21 protein-coding genes are annotated in these 24,351 nt (G+C 50.0%); 19 read left to right on the top strand and 2 right to left on the bottom strand.

The window, feature by feature from the left end; genetic code table 11:
• Positions 1-2: 2 nt before the first annotated feature.
• The 12 genes from CBE73_RS08345 to CBE73_RS08290 all read left to right on the top strand — a co-directional run bounded on the left by CBE73_RS08345 (position 3) and on the right by CBE73_RS08290 (position 15,753).
• Positions 3-1,616: a UDP-glucose--hexose-1-phosphate uridylyltransferase gene (locus CBE73_RS08345; RefSeq protein ID WP_229752694.1), complete on the top strand. Its 1,614-nt coding sequence runs from the start codon at positions 3-5 to the stop codon at positions 1,614-1,616.
• A gap of 173 nt (positions 1,617-1,789) precedes the next feature.
• Complete coding sequence (locus tag CBE73_RS08340; protein WP_094093848.1) at positions 1,790-2,953, top strand: iron-containing alcohol dehydrogenase; 1,164 nt, start codon at positions 1,790-1,792, stop codon at positions 2,951-2,953.
• Between the two features lie 159 nt (positions 2,954-3,112).
• On the top strand, positions 3,113-3,652 hold the full coding sequence (locus tag CBE73_RS08335) for an NfeD family membrane protein (RefSeq protein ID WP_094093847.1): 540 nt from the start codon (positions 3,113-3,115) through the stop codon (positions 3,650-3,652).
• Complete coding sequence (locus tag CBE73_RS08330; protein WP_094093846.1) at positions 3,649-5,184, top strand: flotillin lipid rafts scaffold protein FloT; 1,536 nt, start codon at positions 3,649-3,651, stop codon at positions 5,182-5,184. Before CBE73_RS08335 ends, CBE73_RS08330 begins: the two co-directional genes overlap by 4 nt.
• A 140-nt stretch (positions 5,185-5,324) precedes the next feature.
• Positions 5,325-6,170, top strand: a complete 846-nt coding sequence (glcT, locus tag CBE73_RS08325; RefSeq protein ID WP_094093845.1) for a glucose PTS transporter transcription antiterminator GlcT — start codon at positions 5,325-5,327, stop codon at positions 6,168-6,170.
• A gap of 286 nt (positions 6,171-6,456) precedes the next feature.
• Positions 6,457-8,535: a glucose-specific PTS transporter subunit IIBC gene (gene ptsG, locus CBE73_RS08320; RefSeq protein ID WP_094093844.1), complete on the top strand. Its 2,079-nt coding sequence runs from the start codon at positions 6,457-6,459 to the stop codon at positions 8,533-8,535.
• Between the two features lie 97 nt (positions 8,536-8,632).
• On the top strand, positions 8,633-8,905 hold the full coding sequence (locus CBE73_RS08315; protein WP_094093843.1) for an HPr family phosphocarrier protein: 273 nt from the start codon (positions 8,633-8,635) through the stop codon (positions 8,903-8,905).
• Positions 8,902-10,614, top strand: a complete 1,713-nt coding sequence (ptsP, locus tag CBE73_RS08310) for a phosphoenolpyruvate--protein phosphotransferase (protein ID WP_094093842.1) — start codon at positions 8,902-8,904, stop codon at positions 10,612-10,614. The genes CBE73_RS08315 and ptsP overlap by 4 nt, the downstream gene beginning before the upstream one ends.
• Positions 10,615-10,902: 288 nt before the next feature.
• Positions 10,903-11,547, top strand: a complete 645-nt coding sequence (locus CBE73_RS08305; RefSeq protein ID WP_094093841.1) for a 50S ribosomal protein L25 — start codon at positions 10,903-10,905, stop codon at positions 11,545-11,547.
• A gap of 222 nt (positions 11,548-11,769) precedes the next feature.
• Positions 11,770-14,367 (top strand): WIAG-tail domain, encoded by a 2,598-nt coding sequence (locus tag CBE73_RS08300; RefSeq protein ID WP_157739458.1) that lies wholly within the window; start codon positions 11,770-11,772, stop codon positions 14,365-14,367.
• Between the two features lie 283 nt (positions 14,368-14,650).
• Positions 14,651-15,268, top strand: a complete 618-nt coding sequence (locus CBE73_RS08295) for a DsbA family protein (protein WP_229752685.1) — start codon at positions 14,651-14,653, stop codon at positions 15,266-15,268.
• Between the two features lie 5 nt (positions 15,269-15,273).
• Complete coding sequence (locus tag CBE73_RS08290) at positions 15,274-15,753, top strand: disulfide oxidoreductase (protein WP_094093838.1); 480 nt, start codon at positions 15,274-15,276, stop codon at positions 15,751-15,753.
• A 42-nt stretch (positions 15,754-15,795) separates the two neighbouring features.
• On the opposite strand, the gene CBE73_RS08285 is transcribed toward CBE73_RS08290, so the two are convergent.
• The gene (locus CBE73_RS08285) at positions 15,796-16,098 is read right to left on the bottom strand and encodes a hypothetical protein (protein ID WP_094093837.1); all 303 of its coding nucleotides are present in this window, start codon (positions 16,096-16,098) and stop codon (positions 15,796-15,798) included.
• Between the two features lie 133 nt (positions 16,099-16,231).
• Between CBE73_RS08285 and CBE73_RS08280 the strand changes: the two genes are divergently transcribed.
• Positions 16,232-17,134 carry a hypothetical protein gene (locus CBE73_RS08280; protein ID WP_094093836.1) on the top strand — a complete coding sequence of 301 codons (903 nt, stop codon included), beginning with the start codon at positions 16,232-16,234 and terminating at the stop codon, positions 17,132-17,134.
• Between the two features lie 168 nt (positions 17,135-17,302).
• Here the strand turns inward: CBE73_RS08280 and CBE73_RS08275 are convergent, their stop codons facing one another.
• On the bottom strand, positions 17,303-17,950 hold the full coding sequence (locus tag CBE73_RS08275) for a metal-dependent hydrolase (RefSeq protein ID WP_094093835.1): 648 nt from the start codon (positions 17,948-17,950) through the stop codon (positions 17,303-17,305).
• Positions 17,951-18,226: 276 nt separating this feature from the next.
• Here CBE73_RS08275 and CBE73_RS08270 point away from each other — a divergent pair, with 276 nt between their 5' ends.
• The 6 genes from CBE73_RS08270 to CBE73_RS08245 all read left to right on the top strand — a co-directional run bounded on the left by CBE73_RS08270 (position 18,227) and on the right by CBE73_RS08245 (position 24,214).
• Positions 18,227-18,490, top strand: coding sequence for a hypothetical protein (locus CBE73_RS08270; protein WP_244905534.1), 264 nt, complete (start codon positions 18,227-18,229; stop codon positions 18,488-18,490).
• A gap of 257 nt (positions 18,491-18,747) precedes the next feature.
• Positions 18,748-20,142: a helix-turn-helix domain-containing protein gene (locus tag CBE73_RS08265; protein WP_094093833.1), complete on the top strand. Its 1,395-nt coding sequence runs from the start codon at positions 18,748-18,750 to the stop codon at positions 20,140-20,142.
• A gap of 116 nt (positions 20,143-20,258) precedes the next feature.
• Positions 20,259-20,426: an aspartyl-phosphate phosphatase Spo0E family protein gene (locus CBE73_RS08260; RefSeq protein ID WP_094093832.1), complete on the top strand. Its 168-nt coding sequence runs from the start codon at positions 20,259-20,261 to the stop codon at positions 20,424-20,426.
• 174 nt (positions 20,427-20,600) lie between these two features.
• The gene (locus CBE73_RS08255) at positions 20,601-21,896 is read left to right on the top strand and encodes a DUF445 domain-containing protein (RefSeq protein WP_157739456.1); all 1,296 of its coding nucleotides are present in this window, start codon (positions 20,601-20,603) and stop codon (positions 21,894-21,896) included.
• Positions 21,893-23,236, top strand: coding sequence for a DUF445 domain-containing protein (locus tag CBE73_RS08250; RefSeq protein WP_094093830.1), 1,344 nt, complete (start codon positions 21,893-21,895; stop codon positions 23,234-23,236). The genes CBE73_RS08255 and CBE73_RS08250 overlap by 4 nt, the downstream gene beginning before the upstream one ends.
• Before the next feature lie 21 nt (positions 23,237-23,257).
• Positions 23,258-24,214, top strand: coding sequence for a 3'-5' exoribonuclease YhaM family protein (locus tag CBE73_RS08245; RefSeq protein WP_094093829.1), 957 nt, complete (start codon positions 23,258-23,260; stop codon positions 24,212-24,214).
• The last annotated feature ends 137 nt before the right edge of the window (positions 24,215-24,351 follow it).

The raw sequence follows: 24,351 nt of genomic DNA, 5'->3' as shown, positions 1-24,351 counted from the left end.
CAATGCAGCAGCATACAAGAGAAACGGCAGGAGAAGCAGCAGGAGAAGCGTCGGGCTTGCGGGCAGCCGCCCTTGAAGCAATCGAACGTTTGGTTCAATTTGCCCTCCAGCGCGAGCTGATCGGCCATTATGACATCGACTATACCCGTAACCGGCTTCTCGAGCTGTTTAAGGCAGATGAGCCTTATCTGGGAGATATACGCAAAGAGACCTTGGCAGGGCCGCAGGAACTGCTGAATATCTTGATCGATTACGGTTATGAGGCCGGTCTGATCCCGGAGAATACGGATACGTACCGCGACCTGCTGGATGCGGAGATTATGGGCCGCGTGATGCCGCGTCCTTCCGAGGTTATTGCTTCGTTTAAAGCAACGGAACAGGAGCTTGGCATAGAGACGGCAACGAGCCGTTTCGTGAAGCTTTGCACGGACGCCAACTATATCCGGATGGATCGGGTGGCCAATAATTTGTATTGGGAACAGCCTACAGCCTTCGGGACGATGGAGATTACGATCAATTTATCCAAGCCGGAGAAATCGCCGGCCGAAATCGCAGCTGCCAAGCTGCTTCCTCCACCGGTATATCCAAAGTGCCAGCTGTGCCGGGAGAACGTCGGCTACGCAGGCCGGCTGAATCATCCGGCCCGGCAGAATCTGCGGGTGATCCCGCTCACGCTGAACGGGGAGCCTTGGTTTTTCCAGTATTCTCCGTATGTTTATTACAATGAGCACTGCATCGTGTTCCATCACGATCATGTGCCGATGAAATTAACGAAGGATACCTTTCGCAGACTGCTGGACTTCGTGCGGCAGTTCCCGCATTATTTCATCGGCTCGAATGCGGACCTGCCGATCGTAGGCGGTTCGATTCTGACGCATGACCATTTCCAGGGCGGGAAACATCAATTCCCGCTGGAGAAGTCGCCGGTTGACGCCGAATTCCAATCGGCGCAGTATCCGGGTGTGAAGCTCGGCATCGTCAATTGGCCGATGAGCGTACTCCGGCTTACCGGAGCCGATCCGGATGTGCTGCTTGAAGCGGCCAATGATCTGTATGAGCTGTGGAAGGGCTACAGCGATGAAGAGCTGGGCATCCTGGCGCATTCAGAGGTGGACGGAGCGTCCGTTCCGCATAATACGGTTACGCCAATCGTAAGACGCAGTGCGGACGGCGCTTATGAGTTTGATGTGGTGCTGCGCAACAACCGGACCAGCGATGAGCATCCGGAGGGCATTTACCATCCGCACCGTGAGATGCACCACATCAAGAAAGAGAATATCGGCCTGATCGAAGTAATGGGCCTTGCGATTTTGCCAGGACGCCTGAAACAGGAGCTCGACAGCATCGCCCGCATTTTGTCCGGGGATGAAGCGCTTCGCTTGGCTGTCTCCGAAGGCCGTGCGCCAGAGCTTGCGCCGCATGCGCAGTGGATCGGTTCCCTGCTGGGCAAACACGGTTCCGCTTTAAAGAAGGAACAGGCAGAGATCATTTTGAAAGACGAAGTAGGCAGCAAATTTGCGGAAATTCTTGGTCATGCCGGGGTTTACAAACGGACGCCGGAAGGTCAGGCCGGCTTAAGCCGTTTCGTGACAGCAGCGGGTTTTACGCAGGAATAAATCTGAAGGATTAGTAAGGCGGGCTCTCGACCGGAGGGCTCGTCTTTTTGTTTTGTGGAAGGCTCGCTCGGAACATTTGATTTCTACCCGATTTGTTTCTGCCAAACGTGAGCAGTATAATGGAAGCCTGATTCATTACAAAATTAGATAGAACGAATGGAGGACAAATAGACATGGAAACATTCGCATTTCAAAATCCGACCAAGCTTATTTTCGGTAAAAATACAACGGAGGCTCTGAAAACCGAGCTCCCTAAATACGGCAACAAGGTGCTGCTGGTATACGGCGGCGGCAGCATTAAACGGACAGGACTGTACGATCAGGTCATAGGCTACCTGAAGGAAATCGGCGCACAGGTCACTGAACTTGCCGGTGTAGAACCTAACCCTCGCTTAACGACCGTACATAAAGGCGTCGAGCTGTGCAGACAAAATAACATCGACATCATTTTGGCCGTGGGCGGCGGCAGCGTTATCGACTGCTCTAAAGCGATTGCGGCCGGCTCCACATATGACGGAGACGTTTGGGATATTCTTACCCGCAAGGCAACCGTTCAAGCGGCTCTTCCGCTGGCTGTCGTTTTGACTATGGCGGCTACCGGTTCCGAAATGAACGGAGGTTCCGTTATTTCCAATACCGAAACCGAAGAGAAGCTGAGCTTCGGCAGCCCGTTCACTTATCCTGCATTTTCGATCCTTGATCCTCAGAATACGTTCTCGCTGCCTAAGGACCAGACGGTTTACGGCATGGTAGACATGATGTCCCACGTGCTCGAGCACTATTTCCATCTGGAGGAAAACACACCGGTTCAGGACGGTTTCTGCGAAACACTGCTTCGTACCGTAATTGAAACGGGTCCAAAACTAATTAACGATCTGGAGAACTACGAGCTGCGCGAAAGCATCATGTACGTGGGTACGCTTGCTTTGAATGGCATGGTTTCGATGGGCTTCCGCGGCGACTGGGCTACCCATAACATTGAACATGCCGTTTCGGCAGTCTATGACATTCCGCACGGCGGAGGTTTAGCTATCCTGTTTCCGAACTGGATGAAATACAATCTGCACGTGAAGCCGGAAAGATTCAAGAAATTGGCGGTTAACGTCTTTGGCATTGATGCCAATGGTAAAACCGATACCCAGGTCGGCGAGGAAGGCATTGGCGCGCTGCGCGCCTTCTGGAACTCGATCGGAGCGCCTAGCCGCCTGGCCGATTATGATATCGACGACAGCAAGCTGGAGCTGATGGCCGAGAAGACGGTCAAATTTGGTCCGTTCGGCAATTTTGCCAAATTGGATAAAGAAGATGTATTGGAAATCTACCGTCTTTCCTTGTAAGGCAAATGCCGTTCAAAGTTAATGAAATTAAGCGTTCCGGGTATCCGGGACGCTTTTTCATTTCCCTAAACAGGAAAATTTTGAAACCTTATATAAATTTAGGCGTATAACTTAGTAAGCAAGACAACGGAAGTGACTTGCAGGAGGGTAGCATGTAGCATGGAGGGATTGTATTTAGGGTGCTTGGTCGGCGGTGTTTTGTTTACGCTTGCAAGCGTGCTGGTCGGGGATTTGCTCGGCCAATGGCTGGACGGCATGTTCGACTTCTTATCCGTTGATTTTCTGAAGCCGATTGTACTTGCAGGCGGGGTAACCGGGTTTGGCGGTGCCGGCATTTTGCTGGATCGCTATTCCGGGCTTGGGCGGACGGCCGAGCTGGTGCTGGCCATCTGTATTGCACTGATGCTCTGCGCCTTGGTTTATTTCGCTTATGTCGCACCTGCGGAAAGGAGCGAGAACTCAACCGGATATTCCGAGAAGGAGCTTCCTGGTCAAATCGGGGAGGTCAGCATTCCGGTTCCGGCTCAAGGCTACGGCGAAGTTATGGTCAGAGGGGTGGGCGGTAATTCCCTGCATATTGCGGCAAGCTGGGAGCACCGGGAGATCGCGGCCGGCGTCCAAGTCGTGATCGTCGATTGGCGTGACGGCGTTGTGTATGTATCCGAATTCGATGAGGGTAAAGGAGAGGGTTTCATTTGAACTTTGATTTTCCGGATTATTTAACGATTCCAGGTATTGTTGTTCTTGTTCTGATTGTATTGGGCATTGCTTTCTGGGCCCGTTACAAGACGGTCAGTCCCGATGAAGCGATGATCGTCACCGGTTCTTTTCTGGGCCGGAAGAATATCTCCGAAGACGATTCAGGCCGCAAAATCAAGATTGTACGCGGCGGCGGTGCGTTTATATGGCCGATTTTCCAGCAGAAAGAGCTTTTGTCGCTCCTGTCCCACAAGCTGGATGTCACAACGCCGGAGGTTTATACGGAGCAAGGGGTTCCCGTGCTGGCAGACGGTGTAGCCATTATTAAAATAGGCGGTTCCGTTGAGGATGTGGCTACAGCTGCGGAACAATTTCTTGGCAAACCTGTAGAGGCCTTGAAAGGGGAAGCCCAAGAGGTGCTAGAAGGTCACTTGCGCTCAATTCTCGGTTCGATGACCGTGGAAGAGGTTTACCGCAACCGCGACCGATTCGCTCAGGAGGTTCAGGGCGTGGCGGCCCGTGATTTGAAGAAAATGGGCCTGCAGATCGTTTCCTTTACGATCAAGGACGTCCGCGACAAACATGGTTATTTGGATGCGCTAGGTAAACCGCGTATTGCCGCCGTCAAACGGGATGCGGACATTGCGGAAGCGGAGGCTGTCCGGGATTCCCGGATTCAGAAAGCCCGCGCCGAAGAAGAAGGCCAGAAGGCCGAGCTGCTGCGGGATACGAATATAGCGGAAGCGGCGAAGGAGAAAGAACTGAAGGTCGCTTCGTTTAAACGGGATCAGGATACGGCAAAAGCGGAAGCGGACCAAGCCTATCATATCCAGGAAGCCCGGGCGAAGCAGACGATGGTTGAAGAGCAGATGAAGGTTGAGCTTGTCCGCAAGGAACGGGAGATTGACCTGCAGGAAAAAGAAATCCTCGTTCGTCAGAAGCAGTACGACGCCGAGGTGAAGAAGAAAGCCGATGCTGACCGCTATGCGGTAGAGCAGGCGGCGGAGGCGGATAAAGCTCGCAAAATGCGCGAGGCTGACGCCCTGCAGTATTCGATTGAAACTCAGGCAAAAGCATCGGCCGAGCAGAAACGCCTTGAAGGTCTGGCGATTGCTGATGCGGAGCGGGCCAAAGGTACAGCTGACGCTGAAATCATCCGCCTGCGCGGCCTTGCGGAAGCCGAAGCGAAAGAGAAGCTGGCCGAGGCGTTCCAGAAATTCGGCGAAGCGGCTATCCTTGATATTGTCGTGAAAATGCTGCCCGAACTGGCCGGTAAAATCGCCGCTCCAATCTCTGGCATCGATAAGCTGACGGTTGTGGATACCGGAAAAGGCGAAGGAGCTGCACGCGTCAGCAACTATGTAACCGAGCTGATGGCGACCGCTCCGGAGATGCTGAGAAGTGTATCCGGCATCGAATTGAATTCGCTGATCCAGGGTCTGACCCAGAAGATCGGCGCACCTGCCGCCTCATCTGCTGCTTCACCGGCTGCAGAAGCAGCGGCGGCTTCCGATTCTTTGCCGAAAGTATGAAAATTTTATCCTGCCTGTAGCGTTCGGCCCTGAAGGCAGTTATAATGGAGTATCAGCGTGTCCCGCTGACGCCGGCTGTGTGCGCCTGCACCCCGAGTCAGCGGGATTTGGCATGTATTTTTATCAAATGAGGTGTTAAAGTGAACGGCCTTCAGGTGGCTAAAGTGCTGAACAATAATGTGATCATTGCTAATCATCCCGAGCACGGAGAAGTTGTTGTCATCGGCAAAGGTATCGGCTTTAACCGCAAGCCCCGTGAAATGATCGCGAATGAAGCGGTGGAGAAGCTGTTCATTTTGAGAAATGCAGCCGAGCAGGAGCAGTATAAGCAGCTGGCACTCGAAGTGGATGAGAAGCTGATCGAGGTCTTGAACGAAATTTTGCTTTATGTCGCGAAACACAGCCAAACTCCGCTGAATGAACATATCCATATCGCATTGACCGATCATATCGCTTTTGCTATTAAAAGAGCGGAACAGGACATTGCTATTCATAATCCTTTCTTGTTTGAGACGAAGGAAATTTATCCGGAGGAATATCGGCTGGCAGAATACGCTATCAATATGATTCGGGACAAAATGGGGGTCGATCTCGGCCAGGATGAAATCGGTTTTGTCGCTCTGCATATTCATAGCGCTATGACGAACCAGCATATCACGGAAGTTAAAGCGTATTCGCAGCTGATTGCGGATATGGTGGATATGATCGAGCAGCAGATGAATTTTTCAATTGTGCGCCATTCTCTAGATTATGCTCGTCTTCTGACGCATTTGCGTTTTGCGATCGAACGGATCCGGCGGGGGGAAAAGGTTCATGAGCTTGGCAAGCTGGAGGAAGTCCTGAAGGACGAATATCCGGAGCTTTACGATTTGGCCTGGAAGCTGACGAAGGTGATGGAGAAGCGGCTGCACAAGCCGGTTTACCAAGCGGAGATCAGTTACTTGACGATGCATTTAAATCGAATTGTTCCACGCCATGTAATTTAAGGCTTGCGAAAGCGGTTTAAGGGTGCTATACTGTCAGTCGAGGCAAGACAAGAACTTCATAAATTTAGCGTGTTACTGATTCGATCAGGCATGAGTTGTACAAAGTTTGCTGGTTGTACTTTTTCATTACGGGGTAAGATAACCGTAGTAAAGGGTACATAGGCAGAAGCTTTGTTAACTCATGCCTTTTTTGATGTTCTTGTTAAACCACAAGTACAGCAGCGCTTCAGGGGCAATCTTAACCTGAGTTGAGCTGCTTGATCACATTTCTTATAGGAGGATATATATGTTTAAACGTTTCTTTGGCGTTCTGCAAAGAGTCGGTAAAGCGCTAATGCTTCCGGTAGCGATTCTGCCGGCAGCCGGTTTGCTTTTGGGCATCGGGAACATGCTGGTTAACCCGGATTTCCTGCAGTATGTGCCTGCTCTGAACGCTCACTGGATTCAAACCTTGGCCAACATCCTGATGAACTCGGGACAGGTCGTCTTCGATAATCTCTCCCTGCTGTTTGCCGTCGGCGTAGCCGTAGGTTTGGCTGGAGGCGAGGGCGTAGCGGGTCTGGCAGCCATTGTTGGTTACCTCGTTATGAACATTACGATGGGTACCGTGATGGGTGTCAACGACTATGTATTGTCTCTTAACGATCCGGCTTATGCACGGGTGCTGGGTATTCCTACTCTGGTTACCGGGGTATTCGGCGGTATTATCGTCGGTGTGCTTGCTGCTACCATGTATAACAAGTACTTTAAGATCGAGCTTCCTTCCTACCTCGGTTTCTTCGCAGGCAAACGTTTCGTGCCGATTATGACCGCTGTGTGGGCTCTCGTAGTCGGGATCATCATGTCCTTTGTATGGCCTCCGATTCAGGACGGCCTGAACTATGTATCTCACAGTATGATCGATACGAACCTGACGTTGTCAGCGTTTATTTTCGGGGTCATCGAACGTTCCCTGATTCCGTTTGGTCTGCACCATATCTTCTATTCGCCGTTCTGGTTCGAATTTGGCGAATATACGAACAAAGCGGGGGAAATTATCCGCGGCGACCAGCACATCTTTATGGCTCAGCTGCGTGACGGCGTTCCGTTTACAGCGGGTACTTTTACAACCGGTAAATTCCCGTTCATGATGTTTGGTCTTCCGGCTGCTGCGCTGGCCATGTACCACGAAGCCAAACCGGAAAACAAAAAAATCGTTGGCGGTCTGATGTTGTCCGGTGCCTTGACTTCGTTCCTGACAGGGATCACCGAACCGCTTGAGTTCTCGTTCCTGTTCGTAGCTCCACTGCTGTTTGCGGTGCATGCTGTGTTTGCCGGTTTGTCCTTTATGCTGATGCAGCTTCTCAGCGTTAAGATCGGTATGACCTTCTCCGGCGGCTTTATCGACTTTATGCTGTTCGGGGTGATTCCTAACCGGACTAACTGGTGGTGGGTCCTCATTATCGGTGCCTGCTTCGCGGTTGTTTATTACTTCGGATTCCGTTTTGTCATCCGCATGTTCAACCTCAAAACACCTGGACGTGAAGACGCCGCGGTGGATGCGGATAAGGACGGAGCAGCATCGGGATCTGTCTCGACGGACGATCTGCCGTATAACATCCTGACGGCATTCGGCGGTCCAACAAACATCAAACATTTGGACGCATGTATTACTCGTCTTCGGATTGAAGTTAACGACAAAGCCAATGTTAATAAAGACCGTCTGAAACAGCTCGGTGCTTCCGGCGTGCTTGAGGTCGGCAACAACGTGCAGGCGATATTCGGTACCCGTTCCGATACGATCAAGTCGCAAATCGCAGATATCATGAGCGGTAAAACGCCTGTTCCTGCTCCAGCTGCTGCTCCGATGAAGGCCGAAGAGAAACCGGCTGTAATTGAGCAGGAAGCAGCTCAAGATGGAGATGCGCTGGTTAAAGAAGATATCGTCGCTCCGGCCAACGGGGAATTGATGGATATCACGCAAGTGCCGGATCCTGTCTTCTCTGAGAAGATGACGGGGGACGGTTTCGCGATCCTGCCTAGCGACGGAACGATCTGCTCGCCGGTTTACGGTAAAGTGTTTAACGTATTCCCGAGCAAACACGCCATCGGCATCATGTCAGACGGAGGCAAGGAAGTCCTTGTCCATATCGGCGTGAATACGGTGAAGCTGAAAGGCCAAGGCTTTGAAGTGCTTGTTAACGAAGGCGATCTGGTCGCTGCAGGACAGCCGATCATGAAAGTGGATCTGGAATATGTGAAGGCAAATGCTCCTTCCATCATTTCCCCGATCATCTTCTCAAACCTGCCTGAAGGCGCAGTCGTAACGGTGAACAAGAAAGGCGAAGTGAAGTCCGGCGAAGCCGACATCATCACTATCAAGTAAAATTTCGCCAGCCGGGAAAATTTGAAATTCAGTTTCAAATGTCTTACTATGGTGGACATGAAATATAACTAACTTATTGAAAGCGAGAGGATTATAAATGGAAAAGACATTCAGAATTATTGACGAAGACGGTATCCACGCACGCCCTGCAACTGCATTGGTAAATACAGCAAACAAATTCAAAGACTCCGAAGCTTTTGCCGAAGCTAAAGGTAAAAAAGTAACTTTGAAATCCATTCTTGGCGTATTGTCCCTCGGTCTTGAAAAAGGCGACAGCATCACTCTTACCGCTACAGGCGGCAGTGAAGCTGAAGTGATCCAGGCGCTCTCCGATGTTATGATCAACGAAGGACTTGGAGAAGTAGAATGATCAAAATCGAAGGTATTGCAGCTTCGGCGGGTGTGGCTATCGCACCTGCCTTCAAGCTGGAGCATCCGGATTTGACGGTTCAGCAGCGCAGCGTCTCCGACGTTGCTGCTGAGGTAGCCAAACTGAACGCGGCACTCGACAAATCGAAAGCCGAACTTGAAGCGATTAAAGAGCGCACTCTTCAAGAGCTTGGCGCCAAGAAAGCCGAAATCTTCGAAGCTCACCTGCTGATCTTGAACGATCCGGAGCTGATCAGCCCGGTTGAAGATATGATCCGCAACGAAATGGTGAATGCCGAATATGCCCTGAACGAAACCGCGAATCAGTTCATCGCGATGTTTGAAAATATGAAAAGCGCTTATCTTCAAGAACGCGCTGCAGATATGAAGGACGTAACCAAACGTGTCCTGATTCATCTGCTTGGCCTGAACTACGTAAACCCTGCTGAGATCAGCGAGGAAGTGGTTGTGATCGCCGAAGACTTGACGCCTTCCGATACAGCTCAGTTAAACCGTAAATATGTCAAAGGTTTCACAACCAACATCGGCGGACGTACTTCCCACTCTGCGATTATGGCTCGCTCACTCGAAATTCCTGCTGTAGTGGGAACCAAAGAAGTGCTTGCCAAAGTTAATAACGGCGATCTCGTGATCGTGGACGGTTTGGATGGCAAAGTCATTATCAATCCGACAGAAGAACTGGTTGCCGACTATCGTAATAAGCAGGAGAAATACCAGCTTCAGATCGAGGAGTGGAGAAAACTTCGCGATCAGGCTACTGTTTCTTCGGACGGCGTTCATGTGGAGCTTGCGGCTAACATCGGCACACCAAACGACGTTCCCGGCGTTATCGACAATGGCGGCGAAGCCGTTGGCCTTTACCGCACCGAGTTCCTGTACATGGGACGCGACAAGCTGCCAACGGAAGAAATCCAGTTCAACGCCTATAAAACGGTGCTTGAGAAAATGGAAGGCAAACCGGTTGTTGTCCGTACCTTGGACATCGGCGGAGACAAAGAGCTCCCTTACCTGGATCTGCCTAAGGAAATGAACCCGTTCCTCGGCTTCCGCGCCGTTCGTTTGTGCCTGGACCGTACGGACATCTTCCGCACCCAGCTTCGCGCTTTGCTGCGCGCCAGCGTTTACGGTAACCTGCGGATCATGTTCCCGATGATTGCTACGCTGGATGAGTTCCGTCAAGCTAAAGCGCTGCTGCTTGAAGAGAAAGACAAATTGGCTGCTGAAGGTATCGAAGTTTCCGATGAAATCCAACTGGGTATCATGGTGGAAATTCCTTCTACAGCGATCATCGCGGACCAATTTGCGAAAGAAGTCGATTTCTTCAGCATCGGCACCAATGACTTGATTCAATACACCATGGCGGCGGACCGGATGAACGAACGCGTGTCCTACCTGTATCAGCCTTATAACCCTGCGATTCTTCGCCTGGTTAAGATGGTTATCGATGCAGCGCACAAAGAAGGCAAATGGGCCGGCATGTGCGGCGAAATGGCCGGCGATCCCACAGCGATTCCGCTACTGCTCGGACTGGGACTGGATGAATTCAGCATGAGCGCGACTTCGATCCTCCCGGCTCGTTCGCAAATTTCTAAATTGTCCAAAGCGGACATGGCTGAGCTTGCAGCCAAAGCGTTAACTATGCAGACAGCGGCTCAGGTTGTTGAACTGGTCAAGAGCATTGACGCTTAAGCGTCTGACTCTTGCTTCTGATTTAATAGTTTTATCCGTTTTTCTTTCTTTTTCAATCGTTTTTAACCAACACACACATCTTATCGGCTATTGCCGTGCCGGCACCTCAGGGTGCCGGTTTTTTTGTCGTTAGAAGCATATAAGCTCCAAAAGATTAAAGCAAAACGGTTAGATCAGCTCCAAAACGGGTATTAAATAGGATAAGGCTGCAAAAAATAACTTGGATATGCAGAATCAGCCATTTCAGCGCGAATCTCATTTCGCTTACATTTAGGAGGTTGATGGAAGATGAGTTCTAGTCATAACGTTACTTTGCAGGCAGAGAAAAGAACCAACATGACGCATGGAGATCTTCGTAAGCTTCGGCAGTCCGGCCGAGTGCCAGGGGTCATTTACGGGTCCCAAATCGGAAGCCAACAGCTTCATGTCGATGAGAAGGAGCTGCTTAAAGTGGCTCGGACAGGCCGCACGGAATTTTTCCAATTGAAGCTGGAGGGCGGAGAAACGCTGCCGGCGTTAATTAAAGATATTCAGAAGACCAAAGGCCTGGTGGCCCATGTGGACTTCCAGCATGTCTCCAAAAATAAACCGATTCGGGTCAGCATCCCGGTTCATTTTCACGGCACAGCTGCCGGCACCAAAGAAGGCGGCATTCTTCAAACGCTGATCACAGAGCTTGAAGTGGAAGGGCTGCCTGATGATTTGCCGGCAGGGATTGAAGTAGATGTAACGAATCTCGGAGTCGGGGACAAGCTGACGGTAACGGATGTGTCGATTCCACAGGGAATCACACTGCACGTTCCTGAAGATACGCTGCTGGCTTCCATTGTCGTACCGCGTGGCGCAGAAGTGGATGAAGAAGCTGAAGCCGAAGCGGGCGGTGAAGGTGAAGCAGCTCCGGAGGCTTCCAAAGAGGAAGCGCCTGAGGAGTAAAGCGCAAGCAGAGCCTAATATTTATAACAGATGGAGCAGGCGCCGAAGAGTGCCTGCTCCATTGCTTTTTTTCAACCGGGGCTGTCCATGCGGGCGGTCTTTTGTTCTTAAGGGATTTCCCGGCTTATTCCTTTTCTCATCCGGTTTCCGCGGATTGTGACAGAAGCCCATGGGCCTGCATATGATGCGAGAAGAAGTATGTTGTTGAGAGGAGAGAACAGCTTGAGGAAAGGAAAAGCGTCCAAACCCCGTGCAGGAAATACGACGGGTTCGGGTTACCGGGCTTCTTTTAATGAATTGGATTTGGTTGATCGGTCTAAAGGAAACAGCAAAGGGGAGCAGCCGGTTCATCTGCATCAAAGCACCGCTTCTTCTCTGGTTCATGAATTTACAAATGAGGAGGATAATGGGATATTCGGGACCAAACCGGCAAGCGCAAGCACGGCAACGGCAGCAAACCCAAGCAACGAAACAGCCGGGGGCGAACAACGAATCATCAAGTCGGCCGAATTTAACGTTAAGGAACGCAAGGCGTTTGCGGGAGGAGAACCGTTTATTTATGGCGATGACCTTGCGGATTCTACGATTACCCGCGATAAAATTGCGCCAAACACGATCGATTCGAGCCGGCTGAAGCAGAGCACGATAGACACGGCATGGATTGCCGACTTTGCCGTCACCTCCATCAAGCTTGGAGACGGGGCCGTAACTTCGCCCAAAGTAGCCAAAGCCTCTTTGACCGGAGACCATCTGGTCGAAAGCTCCGTACATGGCAGCAAGCTTGCCAACGGTACCGTCGACGGCTCCAAAATCATGGATGGCTCGATTACTCCCGACAAGCTGGCTGAGAAATCCATCAGCCCTGATCATCTGGCGGACGGGGTTATTCAATCCAGGCATTTAAGCGATATGCTGATCTCCTCTGAAATGCTTCAAGATCAGTCCATAGACAGCAGTAAAATAGCCAGCGGCTCTATTGCGGCGGTTCATATCATGAACGGTTCTATCGATTCTTCCAAGTTGGGCGATCAGATGGTAACCTCCGCCAAAATCCGGGACGGGGCTGTGACTGCGGACAAAATCGGTGACGGTGTCATTACAGGCGGTCATTTGGCTTCCGGGTCTATTCTAACTAAACATCTGCAGACCGCAAGTATTACGAAAGAGCTTCTGGCCAACCGGAGCGTAGGCGGCGGACAATTAGAAGAGAACGCTGTGGATGCCCAGCATCTGAAATCCTCGTCGATCCTTTCCCGCCACATCGTAGAAGGCGGTATTGAAGGACACCATATTCAGGAGTCGTCCATTGCCGACCGCCACATCGGAACAGGAGAAATCAATGCCCGCCATCTGGCCGACCGCAGTATCCTGCAGACCAAATTGGCGGAGCAATCGGTAGGCACGCTGCAGTTAATCGACCAATCGGTGACGGCTTCCAAAATAGCGGATCAAAGCATTTTGGCAGTTAAGCTGAGTGATGAGTCTGTTCTGAAGAGACATATTTCCAAAGCAGCCGTCCAAAGCAGCCATCTTTCGGATTTGTCGGTGGGCTCGCAGCATCTGCAGCCGGACAGCGTAATAGAACATCATATCGGAACAGCGGCCGTAAGCGAAAGAAATCTGCAGACAGGATCGGTCAAATCGCAAATTATTGCTGCCGGTGCGGTTCAGCAGCAGCATATTGCCGATTCTGCCGTAGGCAGGCTGCAAATCCAGACAGCGAGCATAACCGAAGACAAATTGGCAAAAGGTGCCGTTACGGCCGAGAAGCTGGCCCCGGAAAGCGTGGAAAGCCAGGCACTGGCCGTCCATAGTGTTAATGGCGCGCATCTGGCCCCTTATGCAATCCAGGATTATCATTTTGCTGAAGGGGCGGTTGATTCGGCTGCGATCTGTCATGGGGCCGTAACCTCCGATCATATTGATGCAGGCACGATCTCGGCGGTTCATTTGGCCAAAGGCAGCGTTGGCGCAGCAGCCCTTCAGGACCAGGCGGTTACATTCAGAGCCATTCAAAATGAGGCTGTACAAAGCCATCATGTCGGCAGACAGCAAATTGCTTCTTATCATTTACAAGACTATTCGGTTACTTCCTTAAAGCTGTCTCCTGAAAGCGTCTCGACGGATAAAATCGGCGAAGCCGCAGTCACAGACCGAAAAATCGCCGACCAGGCCATCACTTCGCGTCATCTCAGCGATAAGAGTGTTAATGGCAGCCATTTGGCTGAGGAGTCTGTATCTTCCCGTCATATCGCTCCTGCAAGCATCACGGCCGCCCATCTGAAGGATGAAGTCGTCTCCTCGAAGCATCTCGGCAAAGAGGTTGTAGACTCCAGCCATATCGCCCCCGGAGCTGTAGGGGCTCTGCAGCTGGAAACCGAAACGGTATCCAAATTCCATCTCTCTGAGCCGCTGCTCGCGGAAGGCTTGCTGCCAAGAGATGGCGTTGACGGCAGCCAAATCAAGGAGCAGACGATAGAAGCCCGCCATTTGAATGCCGGCACGGTTCAGCTGCAGCACTTGGCGTTCCATCCTGTGGAGAGCCGTCAGGGAGCGGCGCTGCAGCAGTTCGGGCTTACGAAATTCTCTTTCGAACCAGGGGAGAATACAGTTGAATTTAACGTGTTTTTCAAAAATGAATTTTCGGACGAAAATTACATCATCGTAGCGATGAGCAGCTCTTCCTGTATCCAAATTTCTTTGAAGAACAGGGAAGGCGAATATGCGGTGCTTGAAGCCGTGAAACAAAACGGAGTAGCGGAGGAAGGCGGATTTGCCACTTGGATTGCTATAGGGCAAGCGGAAGCACAGCACGGATAACAGGGTTAACAGAACTTGTTTGCACAGCAAACACAGGGACGGCGCCGGAGGGTGCTTGACCTGTGTTTGTTTGTTGTACGGGAGTGATTTAAAACATTTGCACCGGGCCTGGAAATGAGGCAGAATAGAGGAAAGCAGCTTACTATAAGTACATAGAAAGAAGGGATTGTAACTGAAACCGAAGAAACAAGCCAATCCGTATGCGGAACGGAAAAGGAAGGAACAGGAGCGCCTTGCTAAAGAGCGCAGAAACCGTATTCTCTTTTTCTCGATTATCGGCGTAGTGCTGGTTGCGTTTATAGCGGCTCTTATTTTTCGTCCTGATCCATCATCAGTTACGGCCGATTTTGACTACAGCTCGATGCCGGTGCTCGGAGACCCGAATGCTCCTGTTAAGATTGTGGAGTATGGGGACTATCAATGCCCGTCCTGCCGCAATTTTAATTTAAGTATTAAACCGGATCTGGTTAAAAATGATATTGATACCGGCAAAGCCGCCATTTATTTTCAGGATTTGGTCATCCTTGACGGCAATGGCATCGAGGATTCGAACCGGATGGCGCTTGCGGCCCATTCCATTTACCATCAGGATAAGGACTCCTTCTGGAAATTTAACGATGCTATCTACCGCGAACAGGGAGAAGAGAAGACCGGCTGGGCCACCACCGACGTTATCGTAAATTTGGCGAAATCCGAGAATCTGCCGATCGATTATGATAAGCTGAGATCCGATATCGAGAACAAAACCTATCAAAGCGAAGTGGATGCAAGCAACGCGAAAGCGGACAAGCTGGGCGTTCAGAGCACTCCGTCTTTCTTTATCAATGGCAAGCTTTATAATGGAAATTACACCTATAATGATATTCACCAAGCTATCGAAACGGCGAGCAAAGGGGAATAACAGGTATGGAGCAAATCCGCAGCCGGTCCTTGTTTAAGGAATATGCCTTGTATATGGCCTGGATCGTGGCTATAGTTGCAACGGCGAGCAGCTTGTATCTCAGTGAGATATTGCATTACGAGCCCTGCCGTTTGTGCTGGTTTCAACGAATCTTCATGTATCCTCAGGTTATTTTGCTGGGGATCGCCGCTTATCGGGGGGATCGGAAAATCATTCCTTACGTCCTACCGCTTAGCGTGATCGGCGGCTGTATTTCCATTTACCATTACGCTGAACAGAAGATTCCGGCTATGGCGAAGGTGCTGCCCTGTCAGGTAGGGGTTCCCTGCAATAAGGATTATCTTAATTTTCTGGGCTTTATCACGATTCCGCTGCTGGCGTTAATCGCTTTTATTCTGATCAGCGTGCTCCTCTGGATCGGCAGAGCTGATTCAGCTGAAGAAGTGGACCGTGATCAAAATTCCTTGTTAAATACCGGTGTATAAAGGAAATAACCGGCTTCTGCTTTCGAGCAGAAACCGGTTATTTTATTCCAGACCAAACTTATGAATCTGATCCCAGAGGCCTTCCTCGGCCAATATGGATCTCTGTTTGGAGCCTATAAGGTCGAAATGCGGGAACGCATCGCGGCGATGAATATAACGCGGATTTAATCCGTGCCGGACGCACCAGGCCTCAAGCTTGGCCAAATCGCTGCAGCCGACCTTCGTTACCGTTCTGGCGCCGGGGAACCGGTCGTCCAGCCAGTAGTGGGTTAAATAAGCAATTTCGCCGTCGGACACCTGTTTCTTCCATGCGGCGAGCTGCCGTCTGTCTATACCAAAAGCCATATGCCTCATCCTAGTCTTCTTAATGTCTTCATTATAACAAGTAAGGCTTTTAAGTAAACGGCCAATAGGGCAAAATGGGATTAAAGCTGTAACTTTAAGGTTATAAAATCGTAAGTAAAGTGGGGGTGTTGTCATGAGAAACTATAGAAATTATATATTGGGTATTTTATGTTTAGTTCTGGTTGTAGCTTTAACGGCCTGCGGCAAAAAAACTTCGGAAACCGAAGGCACACAGCCTTCGCCTAGTAATGCAGAGAACGTTGCCCAGTCGGATAACGCTTCGAATTCGGCTGCTCCTGAAAGCACAGACGGTCTTCTGCAGGGGACAGGTGAATATCAGGGACAGGCAGATACAACCTCTATTGAAATCACGGTAGACGGCCAGCCTGTCGTATTTCAATTAGGCAGTTTGGACGCTGCCGCACTGGATGCGCTGCAGCCTGGAGATCAGGTGCAGTTCCAATACAAGGAAAAAGCGGTTGAAGAGGGGTCAGACGTTAAAGTGCGCACATTAACGGAGATCGGCAAAGCCGGAGCGGGCGGAGATGCCGCCGGAGCAGTACAGGGCGGTGCGCTTCCGGAAACGAAGAATCTGAGCGTAACGCTCGAAGGCAGCCAGGAGGAGCGGCCGGCCAAGCTGTTTAAGACGGAGGACTACGGTATTTATGTGCCGGACGGCTTCTCTTTCGATAAAGAGAATCAGAAATTATCGCTGACGGCCGACCCGGACTATTTTGCGACGATCACCAAACTGCCTGCCGATTACAACCTGGAGTATTTGAAATTCGAGGCGGATCAGGAAATGTCCGATGTCGGGCGGGTGAAGGAAGTGCCGAAAGAAGACATTCCCGAATCCATGAAGGATGCTGAGCTGGTGATGGCCGGCAACGGTTCGGTCAGAAACAAACAATATATCGTTAAAGTCTTTGACGGCCAGGGTTATGTCTTCCGGCTTGAAATCCCGGTTGGCGAACCTTCCGAGGGATTCCAGCCGCTTGCTTACGCCGCGCTCAATTCTTTGGTCAAACTAAAATAGAGCCCTCGGCGACCAAAGATTCAAGCTATCTAATAAAAAAATCTAATAAAAAAGCCATCTTCACCGTCAAAGCGGTGTTAGATGGCTTTTTGGTCTGTAATTCTGTAAAGCAAAAGTTAAAGAAAAGGGTACAGACAAGAGGTAAAGCCTGAAATCGGCGAATTCTGATTAGCGGAAAGGGAGCTTGAAGGTAAACCCGGTTAACGGATATAGCCATTTCACGCCGCTGACCGTCAGAGTGTCGGCAATCAGATGAGAGGCGTAGCCTGCTCCGGCTGTTAACGCGAGTCCTTCAATATCCAGCTGCTGCTCCATAGCGCGGCTGAGCAAATACCAGATCCAGAGCGCCCAAACGGTATGCGTCAAACCGCGATGTTTCAGCCACGGGGCAACCAGAATGAAAATACCAAAACCAGCCGTCCACAGCATGCCCCAAGACAACCCTGCGAAGACAAGAGCGAGGCCGATCAGACTGACCATCGTATTTCGGATATACCCTTCTTTCACAATCAGGGCCGGAAACAGGGCACAAAGAGCGGCGACGGTAAGTTCAATATGGAAGAGCTGGTATCTGACGTACAGGAAAACGACCAGCAGACACAGCAGCACGGCCAATGTCATCATCGCACGGTAGAGAGCTTTGGAGGCTTTGCCAATACGGGAGCTCAGCATACTGGGGCCGTCAAGATCGGGAGTAAGCGAAGAAATAGCTGCTGCGGCTATGTAGAAAACGGAATCCGGTAAACGGAACGAATGATATCCTGCTGCTGCCGCACCGATCGCGCAGCCGATGGCTAAATGCGTGGAACCTTTCATAAAACCTCCTCTGACTGACATAATGAAGACAAAAGAACATATGTTTGCTCCTTTATTATAGCCTTATATGATGGTGGCAACAAGAGCGGAAATGAAGGACAAACCTTATAAATTTTTTTCGGGTGTAACCTTAATTTAGCAATTGCAATATAAATAATTACATATTAAAATGAAAGTAACGAAAGATTTCTGAAAATTTCATTTGCTTTAAATTACATTCCTGGTGAGGTGAGAACATTGACTACAATGGCGAAGGTAGAGTATTTAAAAGGTTTTTTGCCTAAAGAACATCATTTGGTTACCCATTTTGTGGAGCATGCGTTGGTGTCGATTGATAACTTGGTTGAGCAGCAGAGAGAATTTAACGCGGCCCAGGCTTTATACGGTGATAAAATTATCGGGTCCGAAGTTCGCGTGTTCAATGAGACCGTAGCCCAGGTTAAAGAAGCCTTACTTCAGACCTTGGAGAAAACAGCCGAGGATCTGACTCATAAAGGGGACAAAAACTGGACCGCGCATTTTAAAGACGGCGTTGAATAATAGTGTCTCATCGGAATGATACTAATTTTAGTCGAATTCTATAAAGATCAGCGTACCTGAATAGAGCCGCCCTTCTTTCCGGAAGAGGCGGCTTTTTTATGGCGTGAAATGATGGAATGCGAAAATATTTGTTGTAGAAGCTCTGATATTGGGGAAAAGTGTTGACGAATTTTCTGCAAGTCAGTATGATCACTGGTGTAAGTTGATTTTACTAAAATTTGGATGTTTAATCCTGCAGTTATTGAAGGGGGGGTTATTTGAAACCTACAACGACGATACGCGCAGAACTGGAACATTATCTGAGAGAAAGAGGAAAGTCTATTCATCAATTCGCGGAAATTTCCGGTGTCAATGCCGGGACACTGAGTGCCATGATTAACGGGAACCGTCCGATCTCCATGGGGCAGCTGGACCGGATCACAGCTGGAATGGAGCTTGAGGAAGGATATTTTTACGAGTTATATGTAGAGGAGTGTTTTATTCAAGCCGCTCCCAACTGGCGGAGATTGAAGCCGTTCTTATACCGCTGCGCAGAACTGGACAAGCTGGATTGCATCAGACAGACCGTACGGCAAGTAACCGATAACTTGATTTATATTCCGTCGATATTCGAGACAGCCGAGGATTTGTTCCGGCATGGAAGGGCGAAAGCTGCGGAAATCTTATACCGGGTTGTGGCAGAAAGCGAGAAATACCAGCATTCCGAACGGTTGGCGCTTGCTCAATACCGCCTGTTTAAGATTACGATAGGGCAGGACCAGCAGGTGAATCACCGTACAGCGGTTCAATTTGAGCCGTATGTAGAGCGCTTAACGGAAGAACAGCAGCTGGATGCTTTAAAGGATCTGGCCAATGTGTACGCTTCTTTGCAGTACTGGGACAAGGTCAAGGATTTGGCGGCGGAATTGGGTGAGCGGGCGGCCATTCAGTATGACCATGTGTATGATCACACAAAGCTGCGGAGGCAGCCCCGTCAGACGGAATATCCGTTATTTCTATATATTCTTTACGCCTATTTGCTGCAATCGGCGGTTTGTGAGGAACGCGGTGAATATGAAGAAGCCTTGCATTTTGTTTCTTTATACAGCGATATGGACTGGGTTAAGGAAACGGATGAGCATTCCTTGAAGATTAAGGAGCAGTACAGGGGTTTGGCTAAAGTGAACACCTATTTGTACGAGCTCATGATGGGCAAAGTGACGGTCCTGCAGGACTATGTCGAATATATTGGCTCCAAGGAGGAGGAAATTCTTCCGGGGTTGGTCAAGATCGTCGAAGCGGCCAATCGCTTTAATATAAATGTAGATGATACTCTGGCCCGGTTTGAGAGCCATATTGCCGCCTGCCGGGATATGAACCCATCGTCCGGAACCTATACCCGGCAGATGGTGGCTGACGGGTACATGAATTTAATGATTGAACTCGCCTATTATTATTTGCAGAGCCAACGGTATGAGAAGGGGATCGCCTGTATGCTGGACAGCTTGTCTTTGGCTGTAGAGATCAACAGTGATGCAGGGATGATGAAATGTGTCGGGTTGTTTGAGCAATTCAGGGAATATGCTACTGTTCAAGCTGAAGACACCTATAAATTATTAATCAAGAAGGGAACATTCGGATACATAGGGAAGGAGAGAAGGGGCACTCCGTAGAAAGGAGAGCCCTTCTTTTTTTTTTTTTTTGAATAATTTACCACTGTTATGCACAAACAATAATTCACTATATTTTGGCAATACATCCTAAAATATATCAATGGAGGTGAGAGGTCGTGAACGAACCCGAAATGATTCAGCATAAAATAGAAAAAGCTCGCCTAAAGTTGAATCAAATGGAGAGAATGTATGGCTTAGGCGATGCCAAGGTAATTCAACAATCTATGTACCTGGACGAGCTGATCAATGAATACATGCAAATGTTTATTGTACAAGTGAAATAAGAGACGCAGATTTACTAACGCAGACATCAATATATTTCATTATATATTTTAAATAAAGTCATACCAGACCGGAGGAGATGCACCCGGCCGGCAGATTAGGGATGAATGAATACTTCATGTATAATAAGTTTAATTAGTTATGAAGTAAATTCATCTTTCTCAGAGGTGCGCATCGTGAGGAGTTCAAAAGTAAAAACAACCGTAAATACGGCCTTAATAGCATCGGCGGCTGGCATGCTGGCCTCTTTTCCATTTAAGGAGCATTTTGCCGGTGGGCTTTTATTTTCGGCGTTTAATGCGGCAACGATCGGCGGTTTGGCCGATTCTTTCGCCGTGGGAGCTTTGTTCGGCAACCCGCTGAGAATCAAATGGCCTGCCTTTATGGGCACGCGGGTTATCGAAAGAAACCGGTCCAGACTGATTCATGAATTGGGGCATATGGTGCAGCATGAGCTGCTTACTACGGATCATATTAATGCGAGACTACAGGAGTACAGCATCTCGGCTATCCTGATCAAATATTTGAGGGAGCATGGCGGCCAGCAGCATATCACGGAAATCGCGGAAAGATTGGCGGGAGAACTGGCGTCCAGAACGGATGAGCATGAGCTCGCTAAGGTACTGCAGGACCTGCTCTTCAGCAATGCGGAAGTCTTTCAGCTGGCTGATCTTGCCGCAGATTTGGCGGATTGGACGATTCGAAACGGTTATGATGAATACATTATACATTTTCTGCTCAGCGAACTGATCAGAGTGGTGGAAAGCGAACGTTTTCGGCTGATTCTGGAGCAGTTGGTGTCTTCGGCATTGGCTTCGTATGAACAAGGGAAATTCCGGCGGCAGTTCGTTAATCTTGCGGCTGGTCTCGAGCCGGAGGCGCTGAGCGGGAAGATTCAAGCTAAAATCGCTGATTTCCTGAGGGAAATGCAAGTGCCCGACCATCCCGAGCGGGTCAAGTTGAAGCTGAAAATGGAGCAATATATCTTGAATCTGCGATATGATCCCGACTGGCGGGCAGCCATTGAGCAAAGTAAAAACAAGCTCTTGCTGGCCCTGAAAGAGCATGTGCGGCTGGACCCGTTCGTAAGAGGCATGCTGGATGCTCTCTTGCATACATCTCCAGAGATCATGCAGCAGCAGGAGGGCGGCAGGCCTGTTTTGTCCAGCTGGCTGGGACGCAAAGTTGACCAAACCATCAGCAGATTTGAATCGGACACGAAACTGCTGGACAGCTTTGACCGTGCCGTCAGGGGGGTTCTTCTGCAGTGGATCGAACAGAAGCATAGTTTTATCGCCAAGGTCGTAACGGACAAATTAAATACATATTCTCAAGAGGAACTCGTTGCCATGGTCCGGGATAAAGCCGGAAAGGACCTTCAATATATCCGTTTGAATGGTCTTGTGATCGGCGGTCTGGTCGGCGTTCTGCTATATCTCGTTTCGTTTGTTGTGGGAGGGCTGTCCCGATGATGATGCGAAGAAAAGCGAACCTCAGCTTGCTCTTGCTTGCGCTGCTGTTTGCAGCAGCTTTGGCCTGCTTGTACCTGTTCCCTGAACATGGCTGGCCCCAGTTCCTGCTTTATGTTGCGGAAGCGGGACTAGTTGGCGCTTTGGCTGATTTGTTTGCCATTACCGCGTTATTCAGGCATCCGCTGGGTCTGAATATCCTTCCCCATACCGCGATCATTCCGAAAAATCGTGATAAACTGGTGGATGGCGTTGTAGTTATGGTCGAAGAGCAGCTGCTCAGCAAACCGGTTCTCAAGGAAAAGGTGCAGCAGTATCACCTGATTGATTTGGCCGTTTCGATGGTTGAACGCGGAGGCAGTCAGAAGATGCTTGCCGAACAGATTTGGAGCCTGGTTCTTGCCTTTGCAAAGCAGGCGAATGTACAGGGGCTGGCGGTCAAACTGGATGAGCAGCTCAGGAGCAGCCTGCAGGCGGCCGACTTGTCGCCGTATGCGGGCCGCGGCTTACGCTGGCTGCTGGATCATACACAGTTTCAGAGCCTGCTGACCCAGCTGGTTGATTTGGCTGCGGAACGTCTTGCCCATGATGGGGTCAAACAGCAGATCAAAGAGCTGTTAAGCAAAGAGAAGGAGCAGCTGCTGAATACAGGCGGAACCTTCACCAAATGGCTGAAGAAAAGCCTGCTGGAAATTGCAGAGTCGTCAAATGCTTTTAACCTTGATGATGCGGCCGAGGTGCTGTATGATGATTTGCGGCGATTTCTGGTCGAATTACGGAGTCCGGAGCATGAACTTCGAAAGCTGACTACAGAAATGCTTTATAAGCTGGCTTCCGAGCTTGAGAAGCGGGAAGAGCTTTCGGACACTTTAAACGTTTGGAAGAATGAACTGCTGGATAAAATTTCGTTGCTTCCGTCTTTGACGGCTCTGCTCACGCATGTGAGAGACCGGCTTCTGAGCGAACAGCCGCTGGTAACCGCAGCTTCGGCTGGAGGCGGTATATCCTCAGATCAAATCAAGCAGTTTATGACCCGGTTTGTACTCGGTTATTGGGATTGGTTTAAGGATGATCGTGAACTCAAGGACTGGCTGGAAGGTTATGTGCAGCAGTTCGTTCGGAATATGATCGATACGGAGCATGCTTTGGTGGGTCAAATTGTGCGGACGACCTTAAACGATTTTACGGAGGAGAGATTAACCGAATTTATTGAAAGCAAGGTAGATACGGACCTCCAGCGAATCCGGCTGAACGGCGCATTGGTGGGCGCAGCGCTTGGCGCGGCTTTTTATCTTCTGCTGAACGGGGTTTACAAGCCGCTGCTGGATTGGTTCGGGGTTTGACAGAGAGAGGGGAAGAACGGCATGACATTAATTAAAGATTTGGTCAGTGGGGATGAATTTACAGGGTTCTATTTGATCAAGGAGCTTGAAGTCAAACAGACAAACGCTACACCTCCAAAGGATTATCTGGATCTCGTGCTTTGTGATGCGAGCGGGCAGCTGTCGGCCAAATTTTGGGATGCTTCGCCAAGCGATAAAGAGACTTTTTTTTCCATGGGACTTGTGAAGGTTAGGGGACTGGTTCAGACATACAGAGAACGGTTGCAGATCAAAGTCATGCAGATGCGCCCGGCGGCGGACGCCGACGGGGTAACACTGACGGATTTCATCCGCTCTGCGCCTATCCGTCCCGTGGATTTGGTTCACACGATCAAACAGGCAGCGTCGAGCATCCGGGATACGGAAATACGGGCGATCGTGTCCTTTTGTATAGAGAAAGTTGAAGAGAAGCTGATGCATTATCCGGCGGCCAAAACGCATCACCATGCGTATTTTGCGGGGCTGGCTTATCATATGGTGCGTATGCTGGAGATTGGAGATTTTCTGTGCAGGCAGAGGGCGTTCCTGAACCCGGATTTCATCCGGGCGGGTATTATCCTGCATGATATTGCCAAACCGGAAGAGATGATTGCCCAGCTCGGGATCGTGTCCGATTACAGCGTCAAAGGCAAGCTAATCGGTCATATTTCACTTGCCTCCAATTGGATTACGGAAGCCGCGATCAGACTCGATATTGATCTCGACTCGGAGAAAGTGACCGCGCTGCATCATCTCGTGTTATCGCATCATAACCTGGGCGAATGGGGCAGTCCGGTTCAGCCGCAGACGCCGGAAGCGGTGGCGCTGCATCATATTGATGCGCTGGACGCCAAGCTGCAGATGGTGGAAGATGCGCTGGATACGACGCCGGAGACAGAACTGTGGACGCCGTTTATCCGGGGGCTGGAGAATAAGGCGGTTTATCGCGTCAAGATTTAGTTATTTTAGCAGAGCCTAGCTGCGCCAATAAGCTGAATAAGAGGTGGGCTTTCCTTAGGGAGAGCCCGCCTTTTTATTTTTGATGAAAGGAAAACAGTCAGGAAGAAAATGGATCGAAAATAATGTTGACTAAACTT

Origin of the sequence: Paenibacillus physcomitrellae (genome assembly GCF_002240225.1) — a bacterium.
GTDB lineage: Bacteria > Bacillota > Bacilli > Paenibacillales > Paenibacillaceae > Fontibacillus > Fontibacillus physcomitrellae.
This window is presented reverse-complemented; position numbering and strand designations above follow the sequence as displayed.